At 41.8% G+C, this 24,946-nt stretch carries 20 protein-coding genes and 1 pseudogene; 9 read left to right on the top strand and 12 right to left on the bottom strand.

Annotated features, from left to right (window positions below; genetic code table 11):
- The first annotated feature begins 37 nt into the window (after positions 1-37).
- Complete coding sequence (locus tag DY200_RS03330; protein ID WP_115586920.1) at positions 38-1,234, top strand: amino acid aminotransferase; 1,197 nt, start codon at positions 38-40, stop codon at positions 1,232-1,234.
- Positions 1,235-1,411: 177 nt separating this feature from the next.
- Here the strand turns inward: DY200_RS03330 and pepP are convergent, their stop codons facing one another.
- Positions 1,412-2,698, bottom strand: coding sequence for a Xaa-Pro aminopeptidase (gene pepP, locus DY200_RS03325; protein WP_115586919.1), 1,287 nt, complete (start codon positions 2,696-2,698; stop codon positions 1,412-1,414).
- A 499-nt stretch (positions 2,699-3,197) separates the two neighbouring features.
- Here pepP and DY200_RS10830 point away from each other — a divergent pair, with 499 nt between their 5' ends.
- Both DY200_RS10830 and DY200_RS03320 read left to right on the top strand, forming a co-directional pair.
- Positions 3,198-3,407: a DUF6216 family protein gene (locus tag DY200_RS10830; RefSeq protein WP_338418679.1), complete on the top strand. Its 210-nt coding sequence runs from the start codon at positions 3,198-3,200 to the stop codon at positions 3,405-3,407.
- Positions 3,404-3,985 (top strand): annotated as a pseudogene (locus DY200_RS03320) (DUF6216 family protein); the annotation flags it as partial. The gene DY200_RS10830 and the pseudogene DY200_RS03320, both read left to right, overlap by 4 nt.
- 40 nt (positions 3,986-4,025) lie before the next feature.
- Here DY200_RS03320 and uvrB read toward each other — a convergent pair.
- Positions 4,026-6,047 (bottom strand): excinuclease ABC subunit UvrB, encoded by a 2,022-nt coding sequence (uvrB, locus tag DY200_RS03315; RefSeq protein WP_115586918.1) that lies wholly within the window; start codon positions 6,045-6,047, stop codon positions 4,026-4,028.
- Positions 6,048-6,223: 176 nt separating this feature from the next.
- Here uvrB and efeO point away from each other — a divergent pair, with 176 nt between their 5' ends.
- The 3 genes from efeO to DY200_RS03295 are packed head-to-tail and all read left to right on the top strand — an operon-like array spanning position 6,224 to position 8,881.
- Positions 6,224-7,036, top strand: coding sequence for an iron uptake system protein EfeO (gene efeO / locus DY200_RS03305; protein WP_005604121.1), 813 nt, complete (start codon positions 6,224-6,226; stop codon positions 7,034-7,036).
- A gap of 14 nt (positions 7,037-7,050) precedes the next feature.
- On the top strand, positions 7,051-8,241 hold the full coding sequence (gene efeB, locus DY200_RS03300; RefSeq protein ID WP_115586916.1) for an iron uptake transporter deferrochelatase/peroxidase subunit: 1,191 nt from the start codon (positions 7,051-7,053) through the stop codon (positions 8,239-8,241).
- Positions 8,242-8,251: 10 nt separating this feature from the next.
- Positions 8,252-8,881, top strand: a complete 630-nt coding sequence (locus DY200_RS03295) for a Fe2+/Pb2+ permease (protein WP_115586915.1) — start codon at positions 8,252-8,254, stop codon at positions 8,879-8,881.
- Between the two features lie 29 nt (positions 8,882-8,910).
- Here the strand turns inward: DY200_RS03295 and DY200_RS03290 are convergent, their stop codons facing one another.
- From DY200_RS03290 to DY200_RS03275, 4 genes are all read right to left on the bottom strand, one after another.
- Complete coding sequence (locus DY200_RS03290; RefSeq protein ID WP_115586914.1) at positions 8,911-9,729, bottom strand: PHP domain-containing protein; 819 nt, start codon at positions 9,727-9,729, stop codon at positions 8,911-8,913.
- A 3-nt stretch (positions 9,730-9,732) separates the two neighbouring features.
- Positions 9,733-10,323: a DNA glycosylase gene (locus tag DY200_RS03285; protein ID WP_115586913.1), complete on the bottom strand. Its 591-nt coding sequence runs from the start codon at positions 10,321-10,323 to the stop codon at positions 9,733-9,735.
- 16 nt (positions 10,324-10,339) lie between these two features.
- The gene (sbcB, locus tag DY200_RS03280) at positions 10,340-11,884 is read right to left on the bottom strand and encodes an exodeoxyribonuclease I (protein WP_115586912.1); all 1,545 of its coding nucleotides are present in this window, start codon (positions 11,882-11,884) and stop codon (positions 10,340-10,342) included.
- Between the two features lie 240 nt (positions 11,885-12,124).
- Positions 12,125-13,531 (bottom strand): chloride channel protein, encoded by a 1,407-nt coding sequence (locus tag DY200_RS03275; RefSeq protein WP_115586911.1) that lies wholly within the window; start codon positions 13,529-13,531, stop codon positions 12,125-12,127.
- 187 nt (positions 13,532-13,718) lie between these two features.
- Here DY200_RS03275 and asnS point away from each other — a divergent pair, with 187 nt between their 5' ends.
- Positions 13,719-15,122 carry an asparagine--tRNA ligase gene (asnS, locus tag DY200_RS03270; RefSeq protein WP_115586910.1) on the top strand — a complete coding sequence of 468 codons (1,404 nt, stop codon included), beginning with the start codon at positions 13,719-13,721 and terminating at the stop codon, positions 15,120-15,122.
- 99 nt (positions 15,123-15,221) lie between these two features.
- On the opposite strand, the gene epmB is transcribed toward asnS, so the two are convergent.
- Together epmB and DY200_RS03260 are read right to left on the bottom strand one after the other, a co-directional pair.
- Positions 15,222-16,223, bottom strand: coding sequence for an EF-P beta-lysylation protein EpmB (gene epmB, locus DY200_RS03265; RefSeq protein ID WP_115586909.1), 1,002 nt, complete (start codon positions 16,221-16,223; stop codon positions 15,222-15,224).
- An 87-nt stretch (positions 16,224-16,310) separates the two neighbouring features.
- Positions 16,311-16,877, bottom strand: a complete 567-nt coding sequence (locus tag DY200_RS03260) for a hypothetical protein (protein WP_115586908.1) — start codon at positions 16,875-16,877, stop codon at positions 16,311-16,313.
- A 150-nt stretch (positions 16,878-17,027) separates the two neighbouring features.
- On the opposite strand from DY200_RS03260, the gene efp reads away from it, so the two are divergent.
- On the top strand, positions 17,028-17,594 hold the full coding sequence (gene efp / locus DY200_RS03255) for an elongation factor P (protein WP_042803166.1): 567 nt from the start codon (positions 17,028-17,030) through the stop codon (positions 17,592-17,594).
- A gap of 161 nt (positions 17,595-17,755) precedes the next feature.
- On the opposite strand, the gene DY200_RS03250 is transcribed toward efp, so the two are convergent.
- Complete coding sequence (locus DY200_RS03250) at positions 17,756-18,451, bottom strand: CPBP family intramembrane glutamic endopeptidase (protein ID WP_027074529.1); 696 nt, start codon at positions 18,449-18,451, stop codon at positions 17,756-17,758.
- Positions 18,452-18,674: 223 nt separating this feature from the next.
- Between DY200_RS03250 and glnS the strand changes: the two genes are divergently transcribed.
- Positions 18,675-20,345 carry a glutamine--tRNA ligase gene (gene glnS, locus DY200_RS03245; protein ID WP_115586907.1) on the top strand — a complete coding sequence of 557 codons (1,671 nt, stop codon included), beginning with the start codon at positions 18,675-18,677 and terminating at the stop codon, positions 20,343-20,345.
- Between the two features lie 230 nt (positions 20,346-20,575).
- On the opposite strand, the gene DY200_RS03240 is transcribed toward glnS, so the two are convergent.
- From DY200_RS03240 to hpt, 3 genes are all read right to left on the bottom strand, one after another.
- Entirely contained in the window at positions 20,576-21,967 is a 1,392-nt protein-coding gene (locus tag DY200_RS03240) for a DHA2 family efflux MFS transporter permease subunit (RefSeq protein ID WP_115586906.1), read from the bottom strand.
- 180 nt (positions 21,968-22,147) lie between these two features.
- Positions 22,148-24,256, bottom strand: coding sequence for a transglycosylase SLT domain-containing protein (locus tag DY200_RS03235; protein WP_115586905.1), 2,109 nt, complete (start codon positions 24,254-24,256; stop codon positions 22,148-22,150).
- A gap of 108 nt (positions 24,257-24,364) precedes the next feature.
- The gene (hpt, locus tag DY200_RS03230; protein WP_115586904.1) at positions 24,365-24,904 is read right to left on the bottom strand and encodes a hypoxanthine phosphoribosyltransferase; all 540 of its coding nucleotides are present in this window, start codon (positions 24,902-24,904) and stop codon (positions 24,365-24,367) included.
- Between the last annotated feature and the right edge of the window lie 42 nt (positions 24,905-24,946).

The following is a 24,946-nucleotide window of genomic DNA, read 5'->3' as shown; positions in this document are numbered from 1 at the left end:
TTTCTAATTTCAAACACAACTTTATAGAGGACACATTATGTCAATGTTCAACCACATTCAGGCTGCTCCGGCAGATCCGATTTTAGGTTTAGGCGAAGCGTTTAAAGCGGAACAACGTGCAGGGAAAATCAACCTCGGTATTGGTGTTTATATGAATGCGGAAGGTAAAACACCTATCGTGAAAGCGGTAAAAAAAGCGGAAGCGTTATTATTAGAACAAGAAACGAATAAAAACTACCTCACGATTGACGGTGTACAAGCATTTAACGCTTATACGCAAGAACTTTTATTCGGTAAAGGGGCGGAAATTATCGCTTCAGGTCGTGCAAAAACCGCACAAAGTTTAGGTGGTACGGGCGCGTTACGTATTGCAGCGGAATTTATCAAACGCCAAACGTCAGCAAAAAATATCTGGATTTCAAACCCGACTTGGCCAAACCACAATGCGATTGCAGAAGCGGTCGGTTTAAATGTAAAAGGCTATCGTTATTATAACCCTGAAACGCATGGTTTAGATTGGGATAACTTACTTGCCGATTTAAGCCAAGCGGAAGCCGGTGATGTGGTGTTATTACATGGCTGCTGCCATAACCCGACTGGTATCGATCCAACCCCTGAACAATGGGACGCATTAGCGAAACTTTCTGCAGAAAAAGGCTGGTTACCGTTATTTGACTTTGCTTACCAAGGTTTCGGTAACGGATTAGACCAAGACGCATACGGCTTACGTGCGTTTGTGAAAAACCACAAAGAATTATTAATCGCAAGTTCATATTCGAAAAACTTCGGTTTATATAGCGAGCGTGTCGGTGCATTTACCTTAGTTGCAGAAAATGCCGAAGTAGCTAATAAAGCCTTCACCCAAATTAAATCAATTATTCGTGTGCTTTACTCTAACCCGGCATCGCATGGTGCAAATGCGGTTGCTCGCGTATTAGGTGATGAAGCGTTACGTGCAGAATGGGTAGCTGAATTAGATGAAATGCGTGATCGCATTAAAGATATGCGTAATCGAATGGTGCAATTATTAAAAGAGAAAGGTGCAAAACAAGATTTCGACTTTATTGCACAACAAAACGGTATGTTCTCATTTAGTGGTTTAACACCGGAACAAGTGGATCGCCTACGTGAAGACTTCGCAATCTATGCGGTACGTTCCGGTCGTATCAATGTTGCAGGTATCACCGACCAAAACATTGATGCACTTTGCGAAGCGATTGTAAAAGTGCTTTAGTCACTATTTTGTAAAACCACGGACTACACGGAATACACGGAAAATTTATTCTGTGAACGCTATGTATTTCGTGGTTATTTTTATATCGAGCTTTAGCCAATAAAAAACCACAGTTCTCACGTCATACGAAAAATTTCTGTGTATTCCGTGCGTTCTGTGGTTATTTACTTTTCCTATCTACTGAACATTCATAATTGCTTCAATATCAGCAATTTCTTTCGGGCAACCGCTTGTCAAATTTTTATTGCCATATTCAGTAATCAATAAATTATCCTCAATACGCACACCAATGCCTTTGTATTGCTCAGGTACATCCGCCTCACTTGAAATATATAAACCCGGTTCAAGGGTTAGCACCATACCGATTTCAAGCGGACGATCTCGCTCAGTGCCATAATTGCCGACATCGTGAACGTCTAAACCAAGCCAATGCCCCAAGCCGTGCATATAGAATTGGCGATAGGCTTTCTCTGCGATTAACTGTTCGACTTCGCCTTTCAAAATGCCTAAGCGAACCAAACCTTCGGTTAGCACTTGCACCGCTTTTTCATTGGCAATTTTGATCGAGCTTTGCGGAATAAGCCATTTAGCTGCTTCTTTCATTGCGTCCAACACGAGCTGATAAATCTCTCGTTGCGGTTCAGAAAATTTACCACTAATCGGGAAGGTTCGAGTAATATCGCCCGCATAATGAGCAAATTCCGCCCCTGCGTCAATCAGCAATAAATCACCGTCTTTTAATACCTGATCATTTTCGTTGTAGTGCAAAATACAGGCATTTTCACCACTTGCCACAATCGAATTATAAGCAGGAAATCTCGCCCCAAAGCGGGTAAATTCGTGCTGAATCTCGCCCTCAATTTCCAATTCATAACGATTTGGGCGAGTTTGTTTCATTGCTCGGATATGTGCCAATCCCGAGATATGACAGGCTTGCTGAATCAAAGCGATCTCCGCTGTCGATTTAATTAAGCGCATTTCCGACAACATCGGCTGCCAGTCAATCACGTCAGCAAACTGTTCCGCCACTATGCTATCGCCCCATTCTTGTAAGCCTTTCGCATAGTAATAAGCGGTCAAATTTTGCGTTTTTTCTGCAAAAACACGCACAATATCCTCAATATCAAATGCCAAATCCACGTTCAAGGTTTCAGGGGCTTTTTCAATCCCCAAACGGCGGCCGTTCCACGTTTCCATTAGCGGATCTTTTTTACGCAAAAAAATCACACTCTCATTTTTACTGTCTTTTTTAATCAGCAACAATGCCGATTTCGGCTCGGCAAAACCGGTTAAATACCAGAAATAACTATCAGGTCGGAACAAATAATCGCAATCGCTATTACGGCGTTTCTCGGTTTCGGTAAACACCACCAACGCAGAATTATCCTGCATTTGCTCAAACACACGATTTCTACGCTCAATAAATTCTTCTCTCGGCAATTCGGCTAGGTAGGCAAGATCCATACTATTCTCCTCTTCAAATGTCTATTTATTCTAACACAAGCAAGCGGTCTGATTTCTCGCAAATTTCACAAAGCCACCACATAAAAAAGAAAAAGTCAGTTTAATCTAAGATAACATCGTAAATTAAACTAATTTAAGGATATTTTCCCCTCTCTCTGCTTGTTTCGCTACACGCTTTAACAAACTGTCTCTCTCCCCCTTGCGGGAGAGAGACAGATTTGAGCAAAGTAACGACTTTGCGAAAATCAGAGAGAGGGGAATCTATAAGATAAAAATTACCCTAGGTAACACTTTTGGCATATCTTACAAAAAAGTACAAGTCAGGAGGCAGAAGCCATTGAGGTTTCATTGAAAACTAAAAATTTTTACTAACTAGCTTGTATAGATAGATGAGAGCAAATAGACTACAGATTCTACTGCGAATATCAAATTTTTAAAGAGGATTTTTTTATGCAAGATATTGAAATGATTTTTTGGCTTCTTTCAAAAATATTCAAATATAGTCTATTATATTCTCACCCCAATTATAATCTTACTAATTATTTTATATTATAAATGCAGGGCAAAGTCAGCGTTTTCCATTACACATCGGTTGCTTATATTTATTATAGGGAAAGATAAAACTAATAATGAGAAAGGTTCTTTGATTAATGACATAATAGAAATTGAAAAATTTAATTTTTATTATAAACCAATGCAACAAGTTTAAAACATAAGCAGGAATTTGAAAAATGGATAAGAAAATATGAATTAGATTATAGGTTGCTATCTAAGCTTAAAGGAGAATTTGATATTGAAACACTAAGTGTTCGTAATGTACCAAGTAAAAGAAAATTGTTAAGTACTATAGCCGGATTCATCATTGCTTTTATATGCTTTCTAGCTCTTCTACCTATATTAATAAATTTATCTATTGGAAATTATGCCTTGCTAGAATTTACAGATAGTAGAGAGACTTATTGGATAAGTCATGACAAGGTAAGAAAGTTTAGTTACTCCGATATTTTTTACACTCCTAGCAATCAAGAAAATGAAATAACAGCTTACCACTGTGAAGAAGGTAAAATAAAATTCAAGATACATCCAAATAACCTGGAAACTATTTGCAGTTTATTTACCAGCAAAGAAGAACAAGATTTTCTAGATAAGAAATTAAGAGAGCAACATATATTATTTCGCTATCTTATGTTTATATTAACAATGGCTTTGTATATTTTTATTAATTATCTATTTAATTTAGCTAATGCTAGAGATGTATATAATATGATAAAAAGAAAAGTCAAATAATAAAAACTTAAAGCCCGATGAGTAATCGGGCTTTTTTCTATCAAACCTCCAACAACACCGCCTTCAACTCCCCAATCTTGTCCCTTACCGCAGCCGCTTTTTCGAACTCAAGATCCTTAGCAAAATCTCGCATTTGTTGTTCGAGTTGTTTGAGTTCTTTTTCCAGCTCTTTGCGGGATTTTGGTTTGTAGGTATTTGCAGATTTTTCTTCGATTTTAACCGCTTGTTTGCCTCGTTTCGGCTTGTCGGTTTGTCCGATGTCGAGCAATTCGCCTACTTTTTTGTTGAGGGCTTGCGGAGTAATACCGTGTTCTTCGTTGTATTTTTGTTGTTTTTCTCGGCGGCGTTCGGTTTCGGTAATCGCTTTTTGCATAGAGTTAGTAATGCGGTCGCCGTAAAGAATTGCTTTACCGTTCAGGTTTCGAGCTGCACGTCCGATGGTCTGAATTAATGAACGTTCGGAACGTAAAAAGCCTTCTTTATCCGCATCTAAAATCGCCACCAGCGACACTTCCGGCATATCCAAGCCCTCACGCAATAAGTTGATGCCGACCAATACGTCAAACATTCCCATACGCAAGTCGTGAATAATTTCTACCCGTTCAACCGTATCAATATCGCTATGCAGATAACGCACACGCACGCCGTGTTCATCGAGGTAATCGGTTAAATCTTCCGCCATTTTCTTGGTTAGCGTAGTGATTAGTACACGTTCATCTACCGCTACTCGTTTGTGAATTTCGGATAGTACGTCATCAACCTGCGTAGCGACTGGACGAACTTCGATGATCGGGTCTAATAATCCCGTTGGGCGAACCACTTGATCCACCACATCGCCGTTTGATTTTTCTAGCTCGTAGTTACCCGGTGTTGCCGATACATAAATCGTCTGCGGCGCAAGACGTTCAAATTCTTCAAAGCGTAACGGGCGGTTATCCAACGCAGACGGCAAGCGGAAACCGTATTGCACCAACGTTTCTTTTCTGGCTCGGTCGCCTCGATACATACCGCCGATTTGCGGTACGGTAACGTGGCTTTCGTCAATAATCAGCAAGCCGTCCGCCGGCATATAGTCGAATAATGTCGGAGGCGGTTCGCCCTCTTTTCTGCCCGACAGATAGCGTGAATAGTTTTCGATCCCCGAGCAATAGCCCAGCTCATTCATCATTTCAATATCGAATTGCGTGCGTTGAGTAATACGTTGTTCTTCCAACAATTTATTTTCTTTGATGAAGTATTCTCGGCGTTCCACCAGCTCTTGTTTGATTTCTTCAATCGCATTCAAAATGCGTTCACGAGGGGTAACGTAGTGGGTTTTCGGATAAATGGTATAGCGAGGTACTTTGCCCAAACTATGTCCGGTAAGCGGATCAAACAACGAAAGGCTTTCGATTTCATCGTCAAACAATTCAACCCGTAACGCTATTTCATCCGATTCGGCAGGGAAAATATCAATCACTTCGCCACGCACACGGAAAGTCGAACGCTGAAATGCTTGATCGTTACGGGTATATTGCAATTCGGCAAGACGAGCGAGGATCTCTCGTTGGCCGATAATCGCCCCCACTTGCAAATGCAACATCATTTGCATATAAGCGTCCACGTCCCCCAAACCATAAATGGCGGAAACAGAAGCCACTACGATAGTATCTCGGCGTTCAAGGAATGATTTGGTTGCCGACAGTCGCATCTGTTCGATTTGTTCGTTAATCGACGCATCTTTTTCGATAAAAGTATCGCTACTCGGCACATAGGCTTCCGGTTGGTAATAGTCATAGTAAGACACAAAGTATTCCACCGCATTTTCTGGGAAGAAGGCTTTCATCTCGGCATACAGCTGAGCAGCAAGCGTTTTATTCGGCGCAAGCAACATTGCCGGACGATTGAGTTGAGCAATCACATTAGCAATGGTAAAGGTTTTACCCGAACCGGTTACCCCCAGTAACGTTTGATGCGCCAATCCGTCATTTAGCCCTTCGGTCAATTTGGCAATCGCTGACGGCTGATCGCCAGAGGGTTTAAACGGGCTATGTAAAATAAAAGGTTTGCCTTGCTTGCTCATATCACATCCTATCCAAGAAATTTCGGATAGGATTTTAGCACAAGCAAGCGGTCAATTTTCTAAAAAAATTTACAAATTAAAATGTGAATCAGATCACAAAATCAACACCATTGTTTTGATAATGATTATTAATAAGAATATGATTACCACACTATTCTTAGATAGAGGAAAATTTTATGCGTTTAACAAAATTAGCCGTGCTGCTTTCCGGTGTATTACTGACGACTCAATCTTTTGCATTAGACTTAAGCAAAGAAACCGAAACTTATAAACAATTTGTGGTTGAGCAAATCGACCGCTTAGTTACCGACACCGAGAAATTTGTTGCTTATCTAGATAAAGGCGATGTGCAAAAAGCGAAACAAATTTACCCGCTTGCACGAATGTATTTTGAACGTTCCGAACCGATTGCCGAGAGTTTTGGCGATTTGGATCCTCGTATTGACGCACGCCTTGCCGATTTAACCGAAGAAGGCAAAACGGAAAAAGATTGGTCCGGCTTCCATAAAATCGAAAAAGTTTTATGGGAGAAAAATACCACTAAAGGTACAAAAGCGACTGCGGAACAACTGCTAAAAGACGTTAAAGAATTACGCGCCAAAATTCCGACGGCGGAAGTTACTCCCGAATTAATGATCACCGGTGCGGTGGATTTATTAAATGAGGTGTCCACCACTAAAGTAACCGGTGAAGAGGAAATTTTCTCTAAAACCGACCTTTACGATTTCAAAGCGAATATTGAGGGGGCGGAAAAAATCTATGAAATCTTTAAACCGCAATTAGACAAAACCGATGCGAAACTTTCGGCGGAAATCGCCGCTCGCTTTGCTGCGGTCAATAGCTTACTGGCAAAACACAATAAAGCGAAAAACGGTTACGATTACGTAGCTTATAACAAATTGTCAAAAAACGATGTTAAAGCATTAGCCGAGGCAGTAAACCAACTGGGCGAGCCGTTGGCGCAATTAGGCGTTCTCTTAGAGAAATAAGGTAGGAATAAATTATGGCAGAAATCCATTCTCGCCGTGATTTTCTAAAAAATACCGCATTGGTAGGAGCTGGCTTATTGTCGGCTCCTGCTTTTGCTTTAGAATCACGACAACTCACTGCGCAAGCACATAACCAATATCCTTTTTATGGTAAACACCAAGCCGGCATTGTTACCCCTGCACAAAAACATATCTATTTTCTCGTCTTGGATTTAGATACCGCCGATATTGCAAAAGTGAAAGAGATTTTCCAAACTTGGACGCGTTATAGTAATAATCTGACACAAGGTGAAAATGTCAAGCCTTATAGCAACAACGCGTATGTTCCGCCTGCGGATACCGGTGAAGCGGATAGTTTGGACCCGCAAGATCTCACTATCACTTTCGGTGTAAGTGCTTCGTTCTTTAAAAAACTGGGTATTGAAAAGCATAAACCGATCGAATTACAAGATTTACCGCACTTCCCTCGTGATCAATTGCAAGCCGAATTTAGCGGCGGCGATATTTGTATTCAAGCCTGTGCCGATGATCCTCAAGTCGCCTTCCATGCAGTGCGTAATTTGGTACGTGCGGCTCGCGGTGAAGTCAAAATGAAATGGTCGCAAATGGGCTTTAATTCATTTTTAAATAATGAAACGCCGCGTAACTTATTTGCATTTAAAGACGGTACGGCAAATGCCGAGAGTTTAAAAGCTCAGGACAATGTGGTCTGGGTACAAGACGGTTGGCTGAAAGGCGGTTCCTATTTAGCCGTTCGCCGTGTCAAAATGTTCTTAGAAACCTGGGATCGTACGCATTTAAGATCGCAGGAAGAAACCTTCGGTCGTTATCGTGATTCCGGTGCGGCACTCGGCTATAAACATGAATTTGAAAAATTCGATCTGGCGAAAAAAGATGATAAAGGTAATCCGGTGATGCCGGAAATTTCACATACGCACCTTGCCCATAAAACGGGAGTAAAAATGCTCAGACGTTCGTTCTCCTACGCCAGCGGTATTGACGATAAAGGGCAATTTGACTCGGGCTTACTGTTTATTTCGTTCCAACAAAGCCCCGAGCAATTTATCAAAGTGCAAAACGCTTTAGGAAATATCGACAAAATGAACGAATATATTACCCATATCGGCAGCGGCTTATTTGCCTGCTTTGCCGGTGTAAAAGACGAACATGATTATCTTGGCAAAGCCTTATTCGATTTACTCTAAGGAATAGCAAATGACATTAAAAAAATTAATCATCATTCCTCTGCTCTTTGCTAGTTCAATCACATTAGCGAAAGTAGACGTTAGCCCGTTATTCGTACAACTCTCTGAAGCAATGGCAGAACTTAAAAAAGGTGAAGTTGCAAAATCTCAGCAAAATTTGACCGCTCTACAGCAAGCCTTTAATCAGTTTGAGGGACATCATTCGGAAGCGGGCAACAATGTAGCGGACGCTTTAAACCAAGCGATTAAAACTACGGATCTAGCCAACGTAGAAAATGTCGCTAAGCATCTATATCGTTTTGAGAAAGCACAAAACCCGGTGGACTATGCGGCGAAACAGCAAACTTTCGTTAAACAAATGATACCGCTTTATCACAATTTGCAACGTGCGGTACAAACCAAAGAGCTTAAGCAAATCAGAACGGCGGCACGCCATTTCGGTAAAAATTGGGCGAAATACGAAAAACCGATCCGTGAGATGAGCTTAACTCACTATGGAAAATTTGAACGTTCACTCGGATTAATGCGGATTGCGATTACTGCTGAAAAACCGGATATGGCTAAGATTGAACGGCGAGTAGCCGAATTAGGCGAGGTAATGACTGAGTTTAGCCAATTTAAAGTGAATAAAGTTCGATAAATCAAAGGGCGTTTAACACGCCCTTTTCCTTAAAATAAATCCCAAATCGGTTTGCAATCCGCCGGCAGTATTAGCCCTCTGCCAAGCTCAATCCAACCGGTCGGGTAATGGAAATCCGAACCGACCGAAGCATATAAATCAAACTCTTTTGCCCAACGAGCGATCAGTTGGCGTTGATCCGGTGTTTGCCCGCAGCCGGCAACCTCAATACCGTCACCGCCGGCTAATTTAAAGTCAGCGATTAAGCGGCGAATCCAACGTCCGGTTAATTTATAACGTAACGGATGCGCAATACAAATCACACCGCCCGCTTGATGCGTAACTTCAATCGCTTCTTCTAAACTGCACCACATCGGCTTAACGTAAGCCGGCTTACCGCCACCGAGATATTTTTTAAAGGCGTGTTCGATACTTCGTACATGACCGTTTTCGTGTAAAAAACGCCCATAATGCGCACGGGTAACTTCTCCGCTTGCTAACGCTTTTGCCCCTTCATAAGCGTTCGGAATACCGGCTTTTGCAAGTTTTTCGCCGATTTCGACCGCTCTTTGCTCACGCAGTAACGCTTGCTTATCTAACAATGCCACTAATGCAGGATGCGTTTCATCCACATTTAAAGCGGCAAGATGAATACTTTTGCCTTCCCAAACGATAGAAATTTCCACGCCGGCAATAAAGCGAATCGGTTGCCCTTGTGCTGCGTGTTTTGCTTCTTGAATCCCCGCTACGGTATCGTGATCGGTTAAGGCAAGCATTTCGATTTGTTGCTCTAACGCACGCTGAACCAGTTCGGTTGGGCTAAGCATACCGTCCGATGCGGTACTGTGTGAATGTAAATCATATTTCATGCGTTAAAGTAATCCTGCTTGAATAAAAAATTGTCGATACGCCTCGATTTTCTTAGCTAAACTCAATGGATAAGCCCGAGAGGTAGAAGGCAAACGGTAAAGGAAAAGTTCACGCTCGGCACAGTACGGATAGTGAATCCACGCGTTTGTTTTCGGTGCTTTAATTTTCTCATTTAATAAACCGAGTAACGTATCCGTTGCTAAACCGCCGGTGGTAAAAATCCATTTTACATGGGGTAACGTTTTTAATAATTGCGACATATCCACCGGATCAACGATTTTTAAATCCTTATCCGAAGCGTTACCCTTTAAACGAATTGCCGTTTGTGCCGATGAACACAACGCAATGCCCTTTTCTCGTAAAAACGCTTCGATTTTTATCGGATCAAAACGTTTTTCATCGCCGACACGGAAATGGTCGGTATCATCATAGAAAACCGCGCCCATAATACGCCACATATCATTTTGGAAATTCGGGTAATGAAATTCCATACAGCGTTTTTCACCTGTCGGCGGAAAAGTCCCCATCATCACTACGGTTGCAGAGGTCGGTAGCACAGGTTCAAACGGATGATGTTCTAAAGGTTGTTGCATAGCCGTTTTCTCCCACTTATTTAATTAATGCCTTTAGCATTTCCAACTTCGCCGCTTTATCCATACCCTGTTCCGCCACTTGGTTTAAGGCTGAAACTAGCTGCTCGCTTTGCGCATTAGCGGTGTGTTTAACTACCTGAAACTCCGCAATTTGTGCAGCGTAAGCGGTCAAATTTTCCAATAATTTTACCTTTTCCGGATTATCGTGATGAATTTGGAATAAGCTATCAATCGCTTCGGCAAATTGTGCCGATTTGGCATCTATCTGCTGATGACAATATTTCTGCCATTTAATCTGTTCCGCTCGGCTCAATGTTTCGGGATAATGTCTGGCTCGATAATGAAATAACAAAGCTTCTACTCGTTCATCGGCGAATTGTAAGCCGTGATGCGCCAATTCTTGCGGCGGTAACGTACGCAAAATCGACATATTATTTTTATCTGCCGGTGAGAAAAAGCCGTCATACAGAGTCGTTTCCACATTCGCAGAAGGTTCAAAGCGCCGTTCTTCCATAAAAATTTCGGTCACTTTCTCACGCACTAAACTTTTATTCGCTTTCAGTAATTTGAGATTTTCCAAACAACGCTCACGATCAATGCCTAAGCGAGCCGCATTTTCAGGCAACAACACTTTTGCCGGTGCAATAATCGGACAACGATTGATATGCACCCCTTTTAGCGGCACGGGTGCAACACTTTCAGCTAACTCTTCTTTTTTAGTGTATAAACGAGTACGCAATTCTTCCACCGAATCTGTCAGTAAGGCACTAACATCGCCGGATAGATCGCAACATAATACTTGATTTTGATTGGTCGGATGCCACGCAATCGGTGCAATCCAAGCGGTATTAGCACGCGCATTACCGAACATACCGGAAACGTGTACCAACGGGGTCATTTCACCGGTATCAATCATTTTCTCAATTTCTTTCTTACCACGATGTTCAAAGAAAAATTGGAAAAGTTTCGGCTGCTTTTGCTTAATCAATTTCGCCATCGCAATCGTGGCATAAACATCCGCCATTGCATCGTGCGCATTTTCATGAACAATGCCGTTCGCTTTGGTAAGATTCTCTAATTTGAAATTCGGCACACCGTTTTCGTCCGTTACCCATTCGATTCCGTCCGGACGCAGTGCATAACAAGCTCGCACTAGATCTAACAGATCCCAGCGAGAATTGCCGTTTTTCCAGCTATATTCATACGGATCAAAGAAATTGCGGAAAAAGGTATAACGGGTCATTTCGTCATCATAACGAATATTGTTATAGCCTAAAATACAGGTATTCGGTTGGCTGAATTCAGCGTGGATTCGTGCGGCAAATTCCGGTTCCGGCACACCTTCAGCGTTACACTGTTGCGGAGTAATACCGGTTACCATCACTGCTTCTGGCGAAGGTAAATAATCCGGTGTTTGCTTACAATAAAACATCACCGGTTCACCAATAACGTTAAAATCGCTATCGGTACGAATACCGGCAAACTGTGCCGGACGATCTAACGCCGGACTCACGCCGAAACTTTCATAATCATAAAAGAAAAAAGTAAGATTTTTATTCATTGATCGCTTCAATTAGGAAAAATTAGTCACATTGTAGCATAGCTAAGCGGTTAAATTTGCAGGAAATTTTACAAATTAAAAGAATTGCGGGCATAAAAAACCCGACACCAAGAAAGCGATGCCGGGGGAGGTCTTACCTAAGGAAATGAAAAAAACTTACATAAATTCTGTCAGTTAGCGTTATTTAAGACTGAGCCGTTTTAAAAAAGTTCCAAATATTTTAAATAAAATATAATATTTTTATTTAATCCTTTTATCTTCTTGTTTTAGAAGGGATTTCTCACGTTTTTCTTCTTCCTGTACTCTTTGTCTGAAACGACCCGCAGCCAAGTGATAAAAAGGTTTTGGACAAAAATAGCGGGAAACGATTGAGGCAATCAGGCTTGCAATCAGCACCCAAAAAAGAACCGGTTGGCTCCCCGTCATTTCCATAACGACTACGCTGGCACTGATCGGCGACTGCGTTGCACCTGCCAAAAACGCCGCCATACACAATAAAACCAATAATCGCTGATCAACCGTACCGCCGCTCAAAAACCATATTTCGCTGCCGATTCCCGCACCTATTGTTAAAGACGGCGTAAATATTCCGCCGGCAATACCCGTCCAATAAGTGGCGACCGTTGCAAAGAGTTTGGCAATTCCGACCGCTTGCGGTGTGATTTCTTCGCCCTCTAAAGCTCTTGCCGCGACATCATATCCCGTGCCGTAGGTCTGACCTTGAGAGAAATGTCCCAATGCGGCAAGGACTAATCCTAATATAAACGCAATATAGATAGGGTGTCGGCGAACCCAGCCCCTAATTTTAGGGGGAGAAACGCCGGCTACGCCTTTTGCTAATAAACGGGCAAATATGCCGCCCAGTACTCCGCATACCGTACCGCATAACGCCACCCACAAGATCATTTTAGGGACGGAAGTCGCCCCCTGATACTGAGGAAAATAAGGATTATTCCCTTCAAGCGCAATCAAAATAAAGCCCGAAGCCAACACACCGAGTACGACTCGTCTGCCCCAGCGTAACAGAACGCCTCTTCCCAGTTCTTCTATGGCAAAAATCACGCCGGCAAGCGGAGCATTGAATGCCGCCGCCAATCCGCCTCCCGCACCTGCCGCCATAAGTTCATTTGCGCTCAATCCTTTAAATGCATAGCCATGCTTACGGCAGAAATTCCCCCATGCCAACATTACCGCCGCCCCGACCTGAACGGAAGGGCCTTCTCGCCCGACGGAAGCACCGCAGATCATCGCTAAGAAAGTGAGCGGGATTTTCCATAACGTTTGTCCAAACGCGACTAATTTACCTTTTATTGCACCATGAGGTAAACTCATCGACGCAATCACTTGCGGAATACCGCTTCCTGCCACATAAGGCGTATATTTCACAGTAAACCAAGCGAGAAAAGCCATACCTAACGGCATAACAACCCAAACGGCGAGCGGATATGCGCTCGTCCATTGCGCATTGAGATGTAAACCGAACTCCGCCAGCTTAGCAAACCCTAAGGAAAAAAACGCGACTAAAGCCGCACCGATAAATAAACAAGTAAATTCAACGCTTTTTCGAGATATTTGGTGTGTTTGATGAATCTTTCTATGCAAAAAACGATGTAATTGAAAAGTGAAAGTTTTAGAACGGGTAAACATAGTCTGGAACGCGTATATAAGAAATTTTTGTTAAGGATAAAGATTCATCAAGGATTTTCAATTTATTTTTCTTAGAAAGGCGTAAATATCCAAAAAAATCGACAATTTCCTTTATTTCCTTACTTATTCTTGTAAAATACCGAACGATTATTTTCTGTAAAACTCACCATAAAGATTGAGGTATTCAATGTCTAAATTTCCAACAGTTTCGGAGATCCTATCAGGCAAAGTTGCGGTAGGCGAAGAAGTTGCGGTACGCGGTTGGGTACGTACCCGCCGTGACTCAAAAGCAGGTTTATCATTTTTAGCCGTTTATGACGGTTCTTGTTTTGACCCAATTCAAGCCATTATTAATAACGATTTACCAAATTATAATAGTGAGGTTTTACGTCTAACGGCCGGCTGTTCCGTTGTTGTAAGAGGTAAAGTAGTAGAATCACCGGCAGAAGGGCAAGCCGTAGAATTACAAGCATCTGCAGTTGAAGTGGTTGGTTGGGTTGAAGATCCTGATACGTACCCAATGGCAGCAAAACGCCATTCTATCGAATATCTGCGTGAAGTTGCCCACTTACGCCCTCGCACAAACTTAATTGGTGCGGTAGCTCGTGTTCGCCACTGTTTAGCTCAAGCGATTCACCGTTTCTTCCACGAACAAGGCTTCTATTGGGTGGCTACGCCTTTAATTACTGCATCGGATACGGAAGGTGCGGGTGAAATGTTCCGTGTTTCAACCTTAGATTTAGAAAACCTACCTCGTACTGAGACTGGAAAGGTGGATTTTAACCAAGATTTCTTTGGTAAAGAGTCATTCTTAACTGTATCGGGGCAGCTAAATGCCGAAACCTATGCTTGCGCATTAAGTAAAGTTTATACCTTTGGTCCGACTTTCCGTGCAGAAAATTCAAACACTACTCGCCACTTAGCCGAATTTTGGATGATGGAACCGGAAGTCGCATTCGCAGACTTAAACGACAATGCTAAATTAGCGGAAGATATGTTGAAATACGTTTTCCGCGCGGTGCTTGAAGAACGCAAAGATGACATGGAATTCTTTGCCAAACACGTTGATAAAGACGCAATCAGTCGTTTAGAAAACTTTATTAACTCACCGTTCGCTCAAGTGGATTATACCGATGCCATTGAGATTTTATTACAATCCGGCAAAGAGTTTGAATTCCCTGTATCTTGGGGGATTGACCTTTCTTCCGAACACGAGCGTTTCTTAGCTGAAGAACACTTTAAATCACCTGTGGTGGTAAAAAACTATCCGAAAGATATTAAAGCGTTCTATATGCGTTTAAATGATGACGGTAAAACCGTGGCGGCAATGGACGTATTAGCACCGGGAATCGGTGAGATTATCGGCGGTTCACAGCGTGAAGAACGTTTAGACGTATTAGACACACGTATGGTTGAAATGGGCTTAAATCCGGAAGATTACTGGTGGTACCGCGATTTACGTAAATACGGTACGGTTCCGCACTCCGGCTTCGGCTTAGGTTTTGAACGTTTAATCGTTTATGTAACCGGTTTACAAAATATCCGTGAAGTAATTCCGTTCCCACGTGCACCGCGTAATGCGAATTTCTAATCGAAACTAACGAAAAAGGGCGAATAAGATTATTCGCCCTTTTGCATATAAGCGGTCAAAATTTGCAAAATCAGCAAAATTTAACCGCTTGTTTATACGCTATCCCATCAATGTTTTATTTGGCTCTCTCGCAATTTCTCTGGCTAATTTCGGTACTAAATAACCCGATGTTATTCTCTGCAGTTCTTTATAAATTTCCGCCGCTTGTCTATCTTCGATAAAGAAATGACTTGCGCCCTCCACTTTATCCAATAAATGTAAATAATACGGCAGTACGCCGCTATCAAATAATTTATCGCTTAATGCTTTCAATGTTTGCGCATTATCGTTTACTCCTTTGAGTAAAACGGATTGATTGAGTAACACAACATTTGCTTGGCGTAACTTATTCAACCTTTCGACTAAAACCTCATCCACTTCGTTAGGGTGATTGATATGAGTCACTATTACCACTTTTAAACGAGATTTTGATAATCGGTCACACAATTGTTCGGTGATACGGCTCGGAATCACCACCGGTAAACGGGTGTGAATACGTAAAGTTTTGATATGAGGAATCTGTTCCAAAGCGGAAATCAGCCAGTCTAATTCACTGTCTTTCGCCATCAGCGGATCACCGCCGGAGAAAATCACTTCTTCTAATTCCGTATGTGCCGCAATATAGTCCAGTCCTTGTTGCCAAACCGCTTTACCGCTTTTTACGTCATCATAAGGGAAATGACGGCGGAAACAATAGCGGCAATTAATCGCACAACTGTTCTTAATCATAAACAGCAAACGATTATGGTATTTATGCAAAATATTGGGAGCGGGGCTGTGCTGTTCCTCCAACGGATCTTGCACAAAACCTTCCGCCTGTAAAAACTCCGCCGCCGCCGACATCGCTTGTAAAAAAAGCGGGTCATTTTTATCGCCCTTTTGCATTTTTTCCACAAACGGACGAGGCACACGTAATGCAAACAATTTACGTGCTGTTATTGCCGTTTCAAACGCTTGCGGATTCAGCTCAAGATATTCTAATAATGCGGTAGGATCATTAAAGGCCTGCGCTAATTCAATAAGCCATTCGGGTTTGGAAGATTCAATTAGGATTGGTTGCATAATTCGTAGAGGTGTATTGCATACACCCTAAATATTAATAAAAAACAAAAAAGGGCGTAATACTACGCCCCTCCGCAAAATTAGAAATTATTGTACTAAATTACACGCAAGCGGTGAACCGTTTGGATTAACCATTACAACCGGCGCAGACGGACTACCTTGGGCTGCAATTAAATACTGCACGCCAGAAATACAATAACGGCGATAGCCGTCTGTTTTTTCAACTAAGAACGGATCAACTTGACCACCAATGCTCTTAAATGTCGCTACTGCAGCCGGTGCGGTATTTGCAGCATTTTGTGCATTTTCAACCGCTTGCGGCTGAGTTGTCGCCGCAGCTTGCTGTGTCTGAGTTTGCGCTTGTGCTTCGGTCGGCGCAAGCATTTCACTTAACACATAACCTGCCGCCGCACCGGTTGCAAAACTCGCTAACCGGTTACCGCCGCTCGCTTGTGCTTGTTGTTGATTCGGGATCGCACGATTTTGCGTATTATCAAATGTCGCATCTTTTTGCGTATTTGAATGAATAGACTGCGTTTTTTGTGCCGCAATCGGTTTACCCGTTACCGAACGAGACGAACCGCCGCGCTTTGCTTCCGCAACGGTTGCGATAGATAATGCGATGACGGCAGAAAGCGTAATAACTTTTTTCATTGAGTTTCCCTTATAAAACAAGATTTTTGAAGTATAGCGTAAAAACTTTTAGAGATCTTTCGCTAATTGCTGTATTATATGGGTCTTTTTGACAAATCCAATAGCGGATTTCTAAATTTTGTTAATTTCTTGTTAATTATTGAGGAACCAATGGCTAATTACAGCACTAACGACTTTAAAAAAGGTTTAAAATTTATCCAAGATGGTGAACCTTGTGTTATCGTTGAAAACGAATTCGTAAAACCGGGGAAAGGCCAAGCATTTACCCGTACTAAAATCCGTAAATTAATTTCCGGTAAAGTATTAGAAATCAACTTTAAATCAGGCTCAACTGTTGAAGCTGCTGATGTTGTTGATTCTAACTACAACTACTCTTACAACGATGGTGATTTCTGGTACTTTATGCACCCTGAAACGTTTGAACAAATCTCTGTAGATAGCAAAGCACTAGGTGACAATGTTAAATGGTTGGTTGATAACGCAGAATGTATCGTCACTTTATGGAACGGCTCTGCAATCGCGGTAACGCCACCAAACTTCGTTGAACTTGAGATCGTTGAAACCGATCCGGGCTTAAAAGGCGACACTGCAGGTACCGGCGGCAAACCGGCCACATTAAGCACCGGTGCGGTAGTAAACGTGCCATTATTCGTTCAAATCGGTGAAGTAATCCGTGTCGATACCCGCTCTGGCGAATATGTTTCACGTGTGAAATAATCAAAACGATTAATAATTTTTACAAGCGGTCAAATTCTTTGCAACTTTTGCAAAGAATTTGACCGCTTGTATTGTTATTAGCCTCAGCTAAAACACCTTTCGGATATGCTTTTGATGCAGTGCTTTCCCCAAGTTACCGCTTCAAGAAGGATATATTGAGGCTATAAGCTTAACAATAAGCCAATAATCCCCGCACCAAACAGGTCAAAAACAGCGTGAGCTAAAATAAACGGTACGATAGAATCGACTTTTTTACGCAATAAAATAAAGGCAACACCGGTTAATACTATGGCAAAAGCGGAAGCTAACCCTTGGTAAATATGGAAAATAAACCGTACAAATACACTTAAAACCAGCGCCTTTTGAGTATGTTCCGGCTTAACCGCGAATGCCAATCCCATAAAAAACAGCTCTTCGTAAAATCCATTAACGAAAGCAAACACCAGTAAACCTATACTAATATGAGAAACAAACGATTCAACTTTAGCAACGCCTAGGAAAGGATTTTCCCCACTGATAAGCCAATAACCACCGTAAAGCAGAGTATCACTGAGTAATGCGCCTAAGAGCACTAAGCCTAATGCCCAAGGCAAGGTACTTTTTCCTACTGATATCGGAATAAGAGAAAAATCAAACCGTCTTAAATAAAGGTAGATAAATGCGACAATTAACACACATAATTCTATAGTGATCGTAAACCAGTTAGCTTCATCGGAAAATGAAGACGCAGAAATTGGGTCAAGTACAGGTGCATAAAAATATCCCCATATCGACACCGCAGAGAAATAGCCGAAAAACAAGACTGATAACACGATAAAATCAGCTAAATTTAATCTTGATTTATTTGAATAATTCATTGAAAGACTCCTTTTAAAAAATATATTGTAGCAGACTCAATACCCATATTAAAATTAAGATTATTTAATCCAATTTAAACATCCGAAGAAAATCTAGCATTAAAAGAAAAGCGGTTATTTTTTCTTAAATATTTGCAAATTACTGCCAACATCTAACTGCTTGAGCTGGCAACTCAAAACGTGTAGAATTTATTGTTATTTTATTCAAAAACTAGAGAAAATTATGAGCGAAGACATTTTAACGGCTGAAACAGAAACTCGAGCCAATTTTATTACCCATATTATTGATGAAGATTTAGCAAGCGGTAAGCATAATAACGTTTACACCCGTTTCCCGCCTGAGCCAAACGGCTATTTACACATTGGTCATGCAAAATCGATTTGCTTAAACTTTGGTATCGCTCAAGAGTACAAAGGCAAATGTAACTTACGTTTTGATGACACCAACCCGGTAAAAGAAGATGTGGAATATGTGGATTCCATTAAACAAGATGTGGAATGGTTGGGCTTTAAATGGGAGGGCGAACCACGCTATGCCTCAGATTACTTCGACCAACTTTATACTTACGCCGTTGAATTAATCAATAAAGGCTTAGCTTATGTATGCGAATTATCACCAGATGAAATGCGTGAATATCGTGGTACGTTAACTGAGCCGGGCAAAAACAGCCCATACCGTGACCGTAGCGTGGAAGAAAACTTAGCGTTATTTGAAAAAATGAAAAACGGTGAGTTTGAAGAAGGCAAAGCGTGTTTACGTGCCAAAATTGATATGGCATCACCGTTTATCGTAATGCGTGACCCGGTTATCTATCGTGTCAAATTTGCTCACCATCACCAAACCGGTGATAAATGGTGCATCTATCCGATGTACGATTTCACACACTGTATTTCAGATGCGATTGAACGTATTACTCACTCGTTATGTACGCTTGAATTCCAAGATAACCGCCGTTTATACGATTGGGTGCTTGAAAATATTTCTATCGAGCGTCCATTACCGCACCAATACGAATTTTCTCGTTTAAATTTAGAAGGTACGCTCACTTCTAAACGTAAATTATTGAAATTGGTAACAGACGGTACGGTGGACGGTTGGAATGACCCGCGTATGCCGACCATTTCAGGTTTACGTCGTCGTGGTTATACTCCTGCTTCATTACGTGAATTTTGCCGCCGTATCGGTGTGACCAAACAAGATAACGTAGTGGAATACTCTGCACTTGAGGCTTGTATTCGTGAAGATTTAAACGAAAACGCACCGCGTGCAATGGCAGTAATCAACCCAGTTCGTGTTGTGATTGAAAACTTTGGTGATAAAGAAATCCTAAAAGCACCGAATCACCCGAACCGTCTGGAATTAGGCGAGCGCGATTTACCGTTTACTCGTGAACTTTATATTGATGAAGCGGACTTCCGTGAAGAAGCGAATAAACAGTACAAACGTTTAGTATTAGGCAAAGAAGTACGCTTACGTAATGCGTATGTGATTAAAGCCGAACGTGTAGAAAAAGACGAAAACGGTAAAATTACCACGATTTTCTGTACTTATGATCCGGAAACGTTAGGTAAAAACCCGGCTGACGGCCGCAAAGTAAAAGGTGTGATTCACTGGGTATCTGCAGAAGATAATAAACCGGCGGAATTCCGTATTTACAATCGTTTATTCACGGTAGCGAATCCGGGTGCAGAAGACGATATTAATACGGTATTAAATCCGGAATCACTGGTAATCAAACACGGCTTCGTTGAGCCGAGCCTCGTTAATGCGAAAGCGGAACAAGGCTACCAATTCGAACGTGAAGGCTATTACTGCTTAGACAGTAAAGACGGTTCGGCTGAAAATCTAGTGTTTAACCTAACCGTAAGTTTAAAAGAAGGCTTTACGGCTTAATTTTGATAATAAGCGGTCAAAAACGGCTGCTTTTTTACACTATTCGAGGCAATATGAAAAAAGTGATTTTGTTAGTCGCAAGCATTTTGGCAATTAGTGCTTGTTCGCAATCTAAAAACGTTTATTTTAACGGAGCGGAAGGTTCAAATTCCGGGATTAAATACGAATCAACAACCAAAGAGTTTTCTCTAAACTAGATTTAAACAAAAACGGTCATTAAGACCGTTTTTTTATGCCGTTTTACTATGTAAATGATTGCCGTCTTGTTGAGCTAAACGGGCAATATTAAGTGCCAATATTAACCCGAATATTGCCGAGGTAAGGAAAGTATAACTGAATGCCTGCGTTAATAATGCGTCCGTTTCACCGATATTCGCACGATACATACCGAGAATCACGGCAGATACCGCTATTCCTATTCCGATACCGACTTGCTGAACCACACTCATCATGGTTGAACCGGCACTGGCGTATTGATCGCTTAAATCGCACACCGTCAAAGTATTTACTGCGGTAAACATAAACGACATACAAGTCCCGAACCACATCACCAATAAAATAAATAGCCAAAGCGGTGATTGAGCGTCTAAGAACGACATTCCGATAATGGCGCACGTCATCAATAACGCATTAATCAATAAGGCGTTTCGATAACCCAGCTTTTCTAATACCGAACCGATAAACGACTTTGCCAGAACCGAACTTAATGCTAAAGGTGCCATAAGCCAACCGGCGATATCCGCACTATAACCAAAAGCGACTTGTAACATTAACGGTAATAAAAACGGGATACCGGAACCGCTTAACCGAATCAACATATTGGATAAAATACCGATGCGGAAAGTGCGAATCTTAAACATCGCCAGAGGCAATAGCGGCTCCGCTACTCGGTAAGCATAAAGACAATAGGCACAGATAAGAATAAAACCGACCGTTAAAATCGGTACGGCTCTCATAACATTATCCGTATCTTCCGCCGCAAATTCTAAACCGAGCGTTAATCCGACTAAACCGCTTGCAAATAGCAAGAAACCGATCCAATCCAATTTACGCGGCGGTTGTGTGAGATTCGGCATATATCTGCCGGCAATAGCGATTCCTAGCAATCCGATCGGAATATTAATTAAGAAAATCCAATGCCACGAGGTATAAGTAACCAACCAGCCGCCTAAAATCGGCCCGAGGATCGGTCCGGTTAAACCTGCCATCGCCATTAAATTCCAAGTAGCGACCAGTTGCGTTTTCGGTATGCTACGAATAATCGTCAAACGAGCAACCGGCATCATTAATGCTCCGCCGACACCTTGTACGATACGAGCCACTACTAAGCTGTTTAACGACCAAGACAACGCACAAGAGAAGGATCCTAATACAAATAACAAAATCGCACTGCGAAATACGCGTAATGTGCCGAATTTATCCGCTAACCAGCCGCTTAACGGAATCAAAGCGGCAACGGTCAAAGCATAGCTGATAATTGCCATTTGCATATCTAACGGCGATTCTTTCAGACTGTCGGAAATCGCCGGTAAGGCGGTATTAAGAATAGTTGCGTCCAATGCTTGCATAAATAACGCTAGTGCGGCAATCCATGCCAAGCCTTTATTTGAAACGTCTCCCATTATAAACCTCATAAGATAGGGATAAGATAAGCGGTTGAATTTTTGAATTATTTTGTAAAATCGCTGAAGAATTTAACCGCTTGTATTATACGCTTCATCACTATTTTCGTATATTCGTGATAACCACTTTTTATCTATCGCTAAAAAAAGCAAGTAGGTTAATCCACTTGCTTTTCAAACTTAGTATTTTCTCTGCCATTCGTCTTTATAAAACATTATCGGCTTCTCTACTTTTTGTAGCAGCTGTTGATAATAATCATAAGCGACGACATTTTGTACATAACCGCGCGTTTCATAAAACGGAATAGAAGCGACAAATTCGTCTAAAGCAAGTTTTCCGTTTGCTCTGACAAGCCAACGCTCCACCCTGCTTGCTCCGGCGTTATAAGCGGCGGCAATCAGAAAACGATTATTCGGATATTTTGCATTAAGCTCCGCAAGATGTGTCGTACCCAACATAATATTGTTAAACGGCTGTAATAAATCCTGTTCATTACGATAAGGCAGTTGATTATCTTGCGCCGTTTTTTGTGCGGTACTCGGTAGCATTTGCATTAATCCCAAGGCATTAGCGTGCGATCTGACTTGGAAGTTCCATGCACTTTCTTGACGGGCAATCGCCATCGCAAAGGTTTTGCTTATCGGCTTACCTTCCAAATTCAGTTCAAACCAATCGGAATAGGCATTCGGCAAACGCAGCGATAAATAATCGAATGCTTTTGCCTGAATCGTACCTTCCACCGCCAAATCATACCAATTTTGTTGTTTGGCATAATCGGTAACCGCTAATTTATCATCGACGGAAAGTTCATCCAGTAATTCAATCCAAGCCGTTTTAGCTTGTGCAAAACGCTGTAAATCACGTAATTCTTTAATGCGATCAAATTGCGGCTGTAAACGGCTTTGTACATCCGATTTCAACAATAATCCTTGCGTCGGCACATACTGTTTTCCGAGTAACTGTGCAGCTAACATCGGATAAAAACCGCGCTCTTTAGACAGAGCGATAAGCGATGCTTCTCGTTTTTTCGCTTCTTTTTCGTTTTTTGCCGCCCAATAACGCCATTCCGGCTTACTCTTAGCCTCATTCGATAACAATGATAACCAGTCGGCTAACGGCGCTTGCTGCAAAATGGCTAAACGAATCCGACGTTCGGTCAGATTATCCGCTTGTAATTGTTGGATCTGCTGATCTCGCCATATTTGGAAATTGCCGTTCTCATTATCAAACAAACGATTTAAGAAAGTCACTTTCCAAGCCTTTTGTTCCTCAGCGGATAAGCCCAATTTATCCGCCCACGTTTGATAAGGAGCAAAATCCGGATTTCCCGTATTCTCGGCGATTGTTCTCATAAACTGCGGAAACGCCTTATTGGCAATCATACGGCTCTGTTCATCCGCCGTGGCTTGTTCGATAAAAGCGGGCAATGTTGTCGGTTGTTTAGCTAATTGCTCCACCGTAACCAGCCAATTTTTAAGTTCCGGCGTTTGATTCTCTGCTATCGGCAACAGATTACTCAATTCGGATTTTGCATTTTTATCAAATAAATGCACCGCTTTTAAACGAATTTTCTCCGCAGTAATACCTGACTTCGCTTTCCAATAACTTTCCAATTCCGTGCATTCAGACGGCAAAGCGGTCGTCTTTAGCCATAATTTTTCAAACTGCGCCAATAAATCGGCAATAAGAAACCTATTACTTTCCGTTTGCGCTTGCGGCGATTCCGATTGCAACTTTTCCGATAATAGTTGGAATTGCGATGTCAATACCCTACACTGATTATCCATTCCGACCGGCGTAACTTTTTCGCTGTATTTTAATAAGTCAGCCCATTTTTGCTGCTCATATAATTGCGCAAAAGGCAATTGCTCGAATTGCTTTTGATAAGGTGAATTCGGATATAATGCCGAAAATGCGCGAATATCGTCCGCCGTAACTTGTTTACTCTCAATTTTGGCTTTTAATACCGCCCAATCAATATCACGTTTAAGCGGATACGTATCTAATGAACGAATAAGGGCATTTACCAATCGCTGCGTTTCCGCCGAAAATTGTTTGCTTGAGATCGCCGTTTTAAGCAAATTATCGGCAATTAAAAAGGCTTCCCGTTGTTTCTCTCTTTGTCCCGCTTGTTGTAACCATTGCGTTTTCTGTTCGGCAAGCCATTCCGCTTTTAATGCGGTTACCTCGCTTTCGCTAAATGTCTTTTGCGCATGAGATTTTTTCTCTGCCGCCCATACTGAAGAACTTAAGACAAGTAGCGTCAATAACGTTTTTTTCCAAATCATAATATTCCCTACTATTCTATGTGATAATGCGTAAAATTTTAGTAAAAGAAAACCGCTTGAAGTTCACTTAAGCCTTACAAGCGGTCAAATCTTAGTAAAAGATTGCAACTATGCGTCCATTACAACCTTACCGATAAAATCAAGATTACGATATTTCTGTGCATAGTCGATACCGTAACCTACGACAAATTCATCCGGAATCGCAAAACCGACCCATTCGACCGGCACTTCCACTTCACGACGAGAAGGTTTATCCAGTAAGGTACAAATCGCTACCGAACGAGGCTCGCGTAAATTCAAAATATCACGCACTTTACTCAAAGTAAAACCGGTATCAATAATATCTTCGACGATTAACACGTCTTTACCGTGAATTTCACCGTCAAGATCTTTTAAGATCTTCACATCACGGCTCGACTCCGTACCGGAACCATAGCTGGAAGCGGTCATAAAATCCACTTCAACCGGCACATTAATCAAACGCACCAAATCCGCCATAAACATAAAAGAACCACGTAATAGCCCCACGACCACCAGATTTTCACAGCGTGCGTGTTCATAATAATGATTAATTTCTTTCGCGAGTTCGATAATGCGAGATTGAACTTCTTCACGAGAAATAAGGGTTTCAACATGGTGTTTTTTCATAATGTTTAAGCTCTTTTAAGAAAAATGGAAACAGATGATAAT

The organism is Actinobacillus lignieresii (assembly GCF_900444945.1).
Taxonomy (GTDB): Bacteria; Pseudomonadota; Gammaproteobacteria; order Enterobacterales; family Pasteurellaceae; genus Actinobacillus; species Actinobacillus lignieresii.
The sequence above is the reverse complement of the archived record's forward strand: the minus strand, read 5'-3'. Positions and strand labels throughout refer to the sequence as shown.

Bases quoted from the DNA above. Each gene is read 5' to 3' on its own strand.
- efeB (WP_115586916.1), top strand. From the start codon at position 7,051: ATGGCAGAAATCCATTCTCGCCGTGATTTTCTAAAAAATACCGCATTG.
- epmB (WP_115586909.1), bottom strand. From the start codon at position 16,223: ATGCAACCAATCCTAATTGAATCTTCCAAACCCGAATGGCTTATTGAA.
- DY200_RS03330 (WP_115586920.1), top strand. From the start codon at position 38: ATGTCAATGTTCAACCACATTCAGGCTGCTCCGGCAGATCCGATTTTA.
- DY200_RS03250 (WP_027074529.1), bottom strand. From the start codon at position 18,451: ATGAATTATTCAAATAAATCAAGATTAAATTTAGCTGATTTTATCGTG.
- DY200_RS03290 (WP_115586914.1), bottom strand. From the start codon at position 9,729: ATGAAATATGATTTACATTCACACAGTACCGCATCGGACGGTATGCTT.
- sbcB (WP_115586912.1), bottom strand. From the start codon at position 11,884: ATGAATAAAAATCTTACTTTTTTCTTTTATGATTATGAAAGTTTCGGC.
- DY200_RS03275 (WP_115586911.1), bottom strand. From the start codon at position 13,531: ATGTTTACCCGTTCTAAAACTTTCACTTTTCAATTACATCGTTTTTTG.
- DY200_RS03260 (WP_115586908.1), bottom strand. From the start codon at position 16,877: ATGAAAAAAGTTATTACGCTTTCTGCCGTCATCGCATTATCTATCGCA.
- efeO (WP_005604121.1), top strand. From the start codon at position 6,224: ATGCGTTTAACAAAATTAGCCGTGCTGCTTTCCGGTGTATTACTGACG.
- glnS (WP_115586907.1), top strand. From the start codon at position 18,675: ATGAGCGAAGACATTTTAACGGCTGAAACAGAAACTCGAGCCAATTTT.
- uvrB (WP_115586918.1), bottom strand. From the start codon at position 6,047: ATGAGCAAGCAAGGCAAACCTTTTATTTTACATAGCCCGTTTAAACCC.
- DY200_RS03235 (WP_115586905.1), bottom strand. From the start codon at position 24,256: ATGATTTGGAAAAAAACGTTATTGACGCTACTTGTCTTAAGTTCTTCA.
- efp (WP_042803166.1), top strand. From the start codon at position 17,028: ATGGCTAATTACAGCACTAACGACTTTAAAAAAGGTTTAAAATTTATC.
- DY200_RS03240 (WP_115586906.1), bottom strand. From the start codon at position 21,967: ATGGGAGACGTTTCAAATAAAGGCTTGGCATGGATTGCCGCACTAGCG.
- hpt (WP_115586904.1), bottom strand. From the start codon at position 24,904: ATGAAAAAACACCATGTTGAAACCCTTATTTCTCGTGAAGAAGTTCAA.
- pepP (WP_115586919.1), bottom strand. From the start codon at position 2,698: ATGGATCTTGCCTACCTAGCCGAATTGCCGAGAGAAGAATTTATTGAG.
- asnS (WP_115586910.1), top strand. From the start codon at position 13,719: ATGTCTAAATTTCCAACAGTTTCGGAGATCCTATCAGGCAAAGTTGCG.
- DY200_RS03285 (WP_115586913.1), bottom strand. From the start codon at position 10,323: ATGCAACAACCTTTAGAACATCATCCGTTTGAACCTGTGCTACCGACC.
- DY200_RS03295 (WP_115586915.1), top strand. From the start codon at position 8,252: ATGACATTAAAAAAATTAATCATCATTCCTCTGCTCTTTGCTAGTTCA.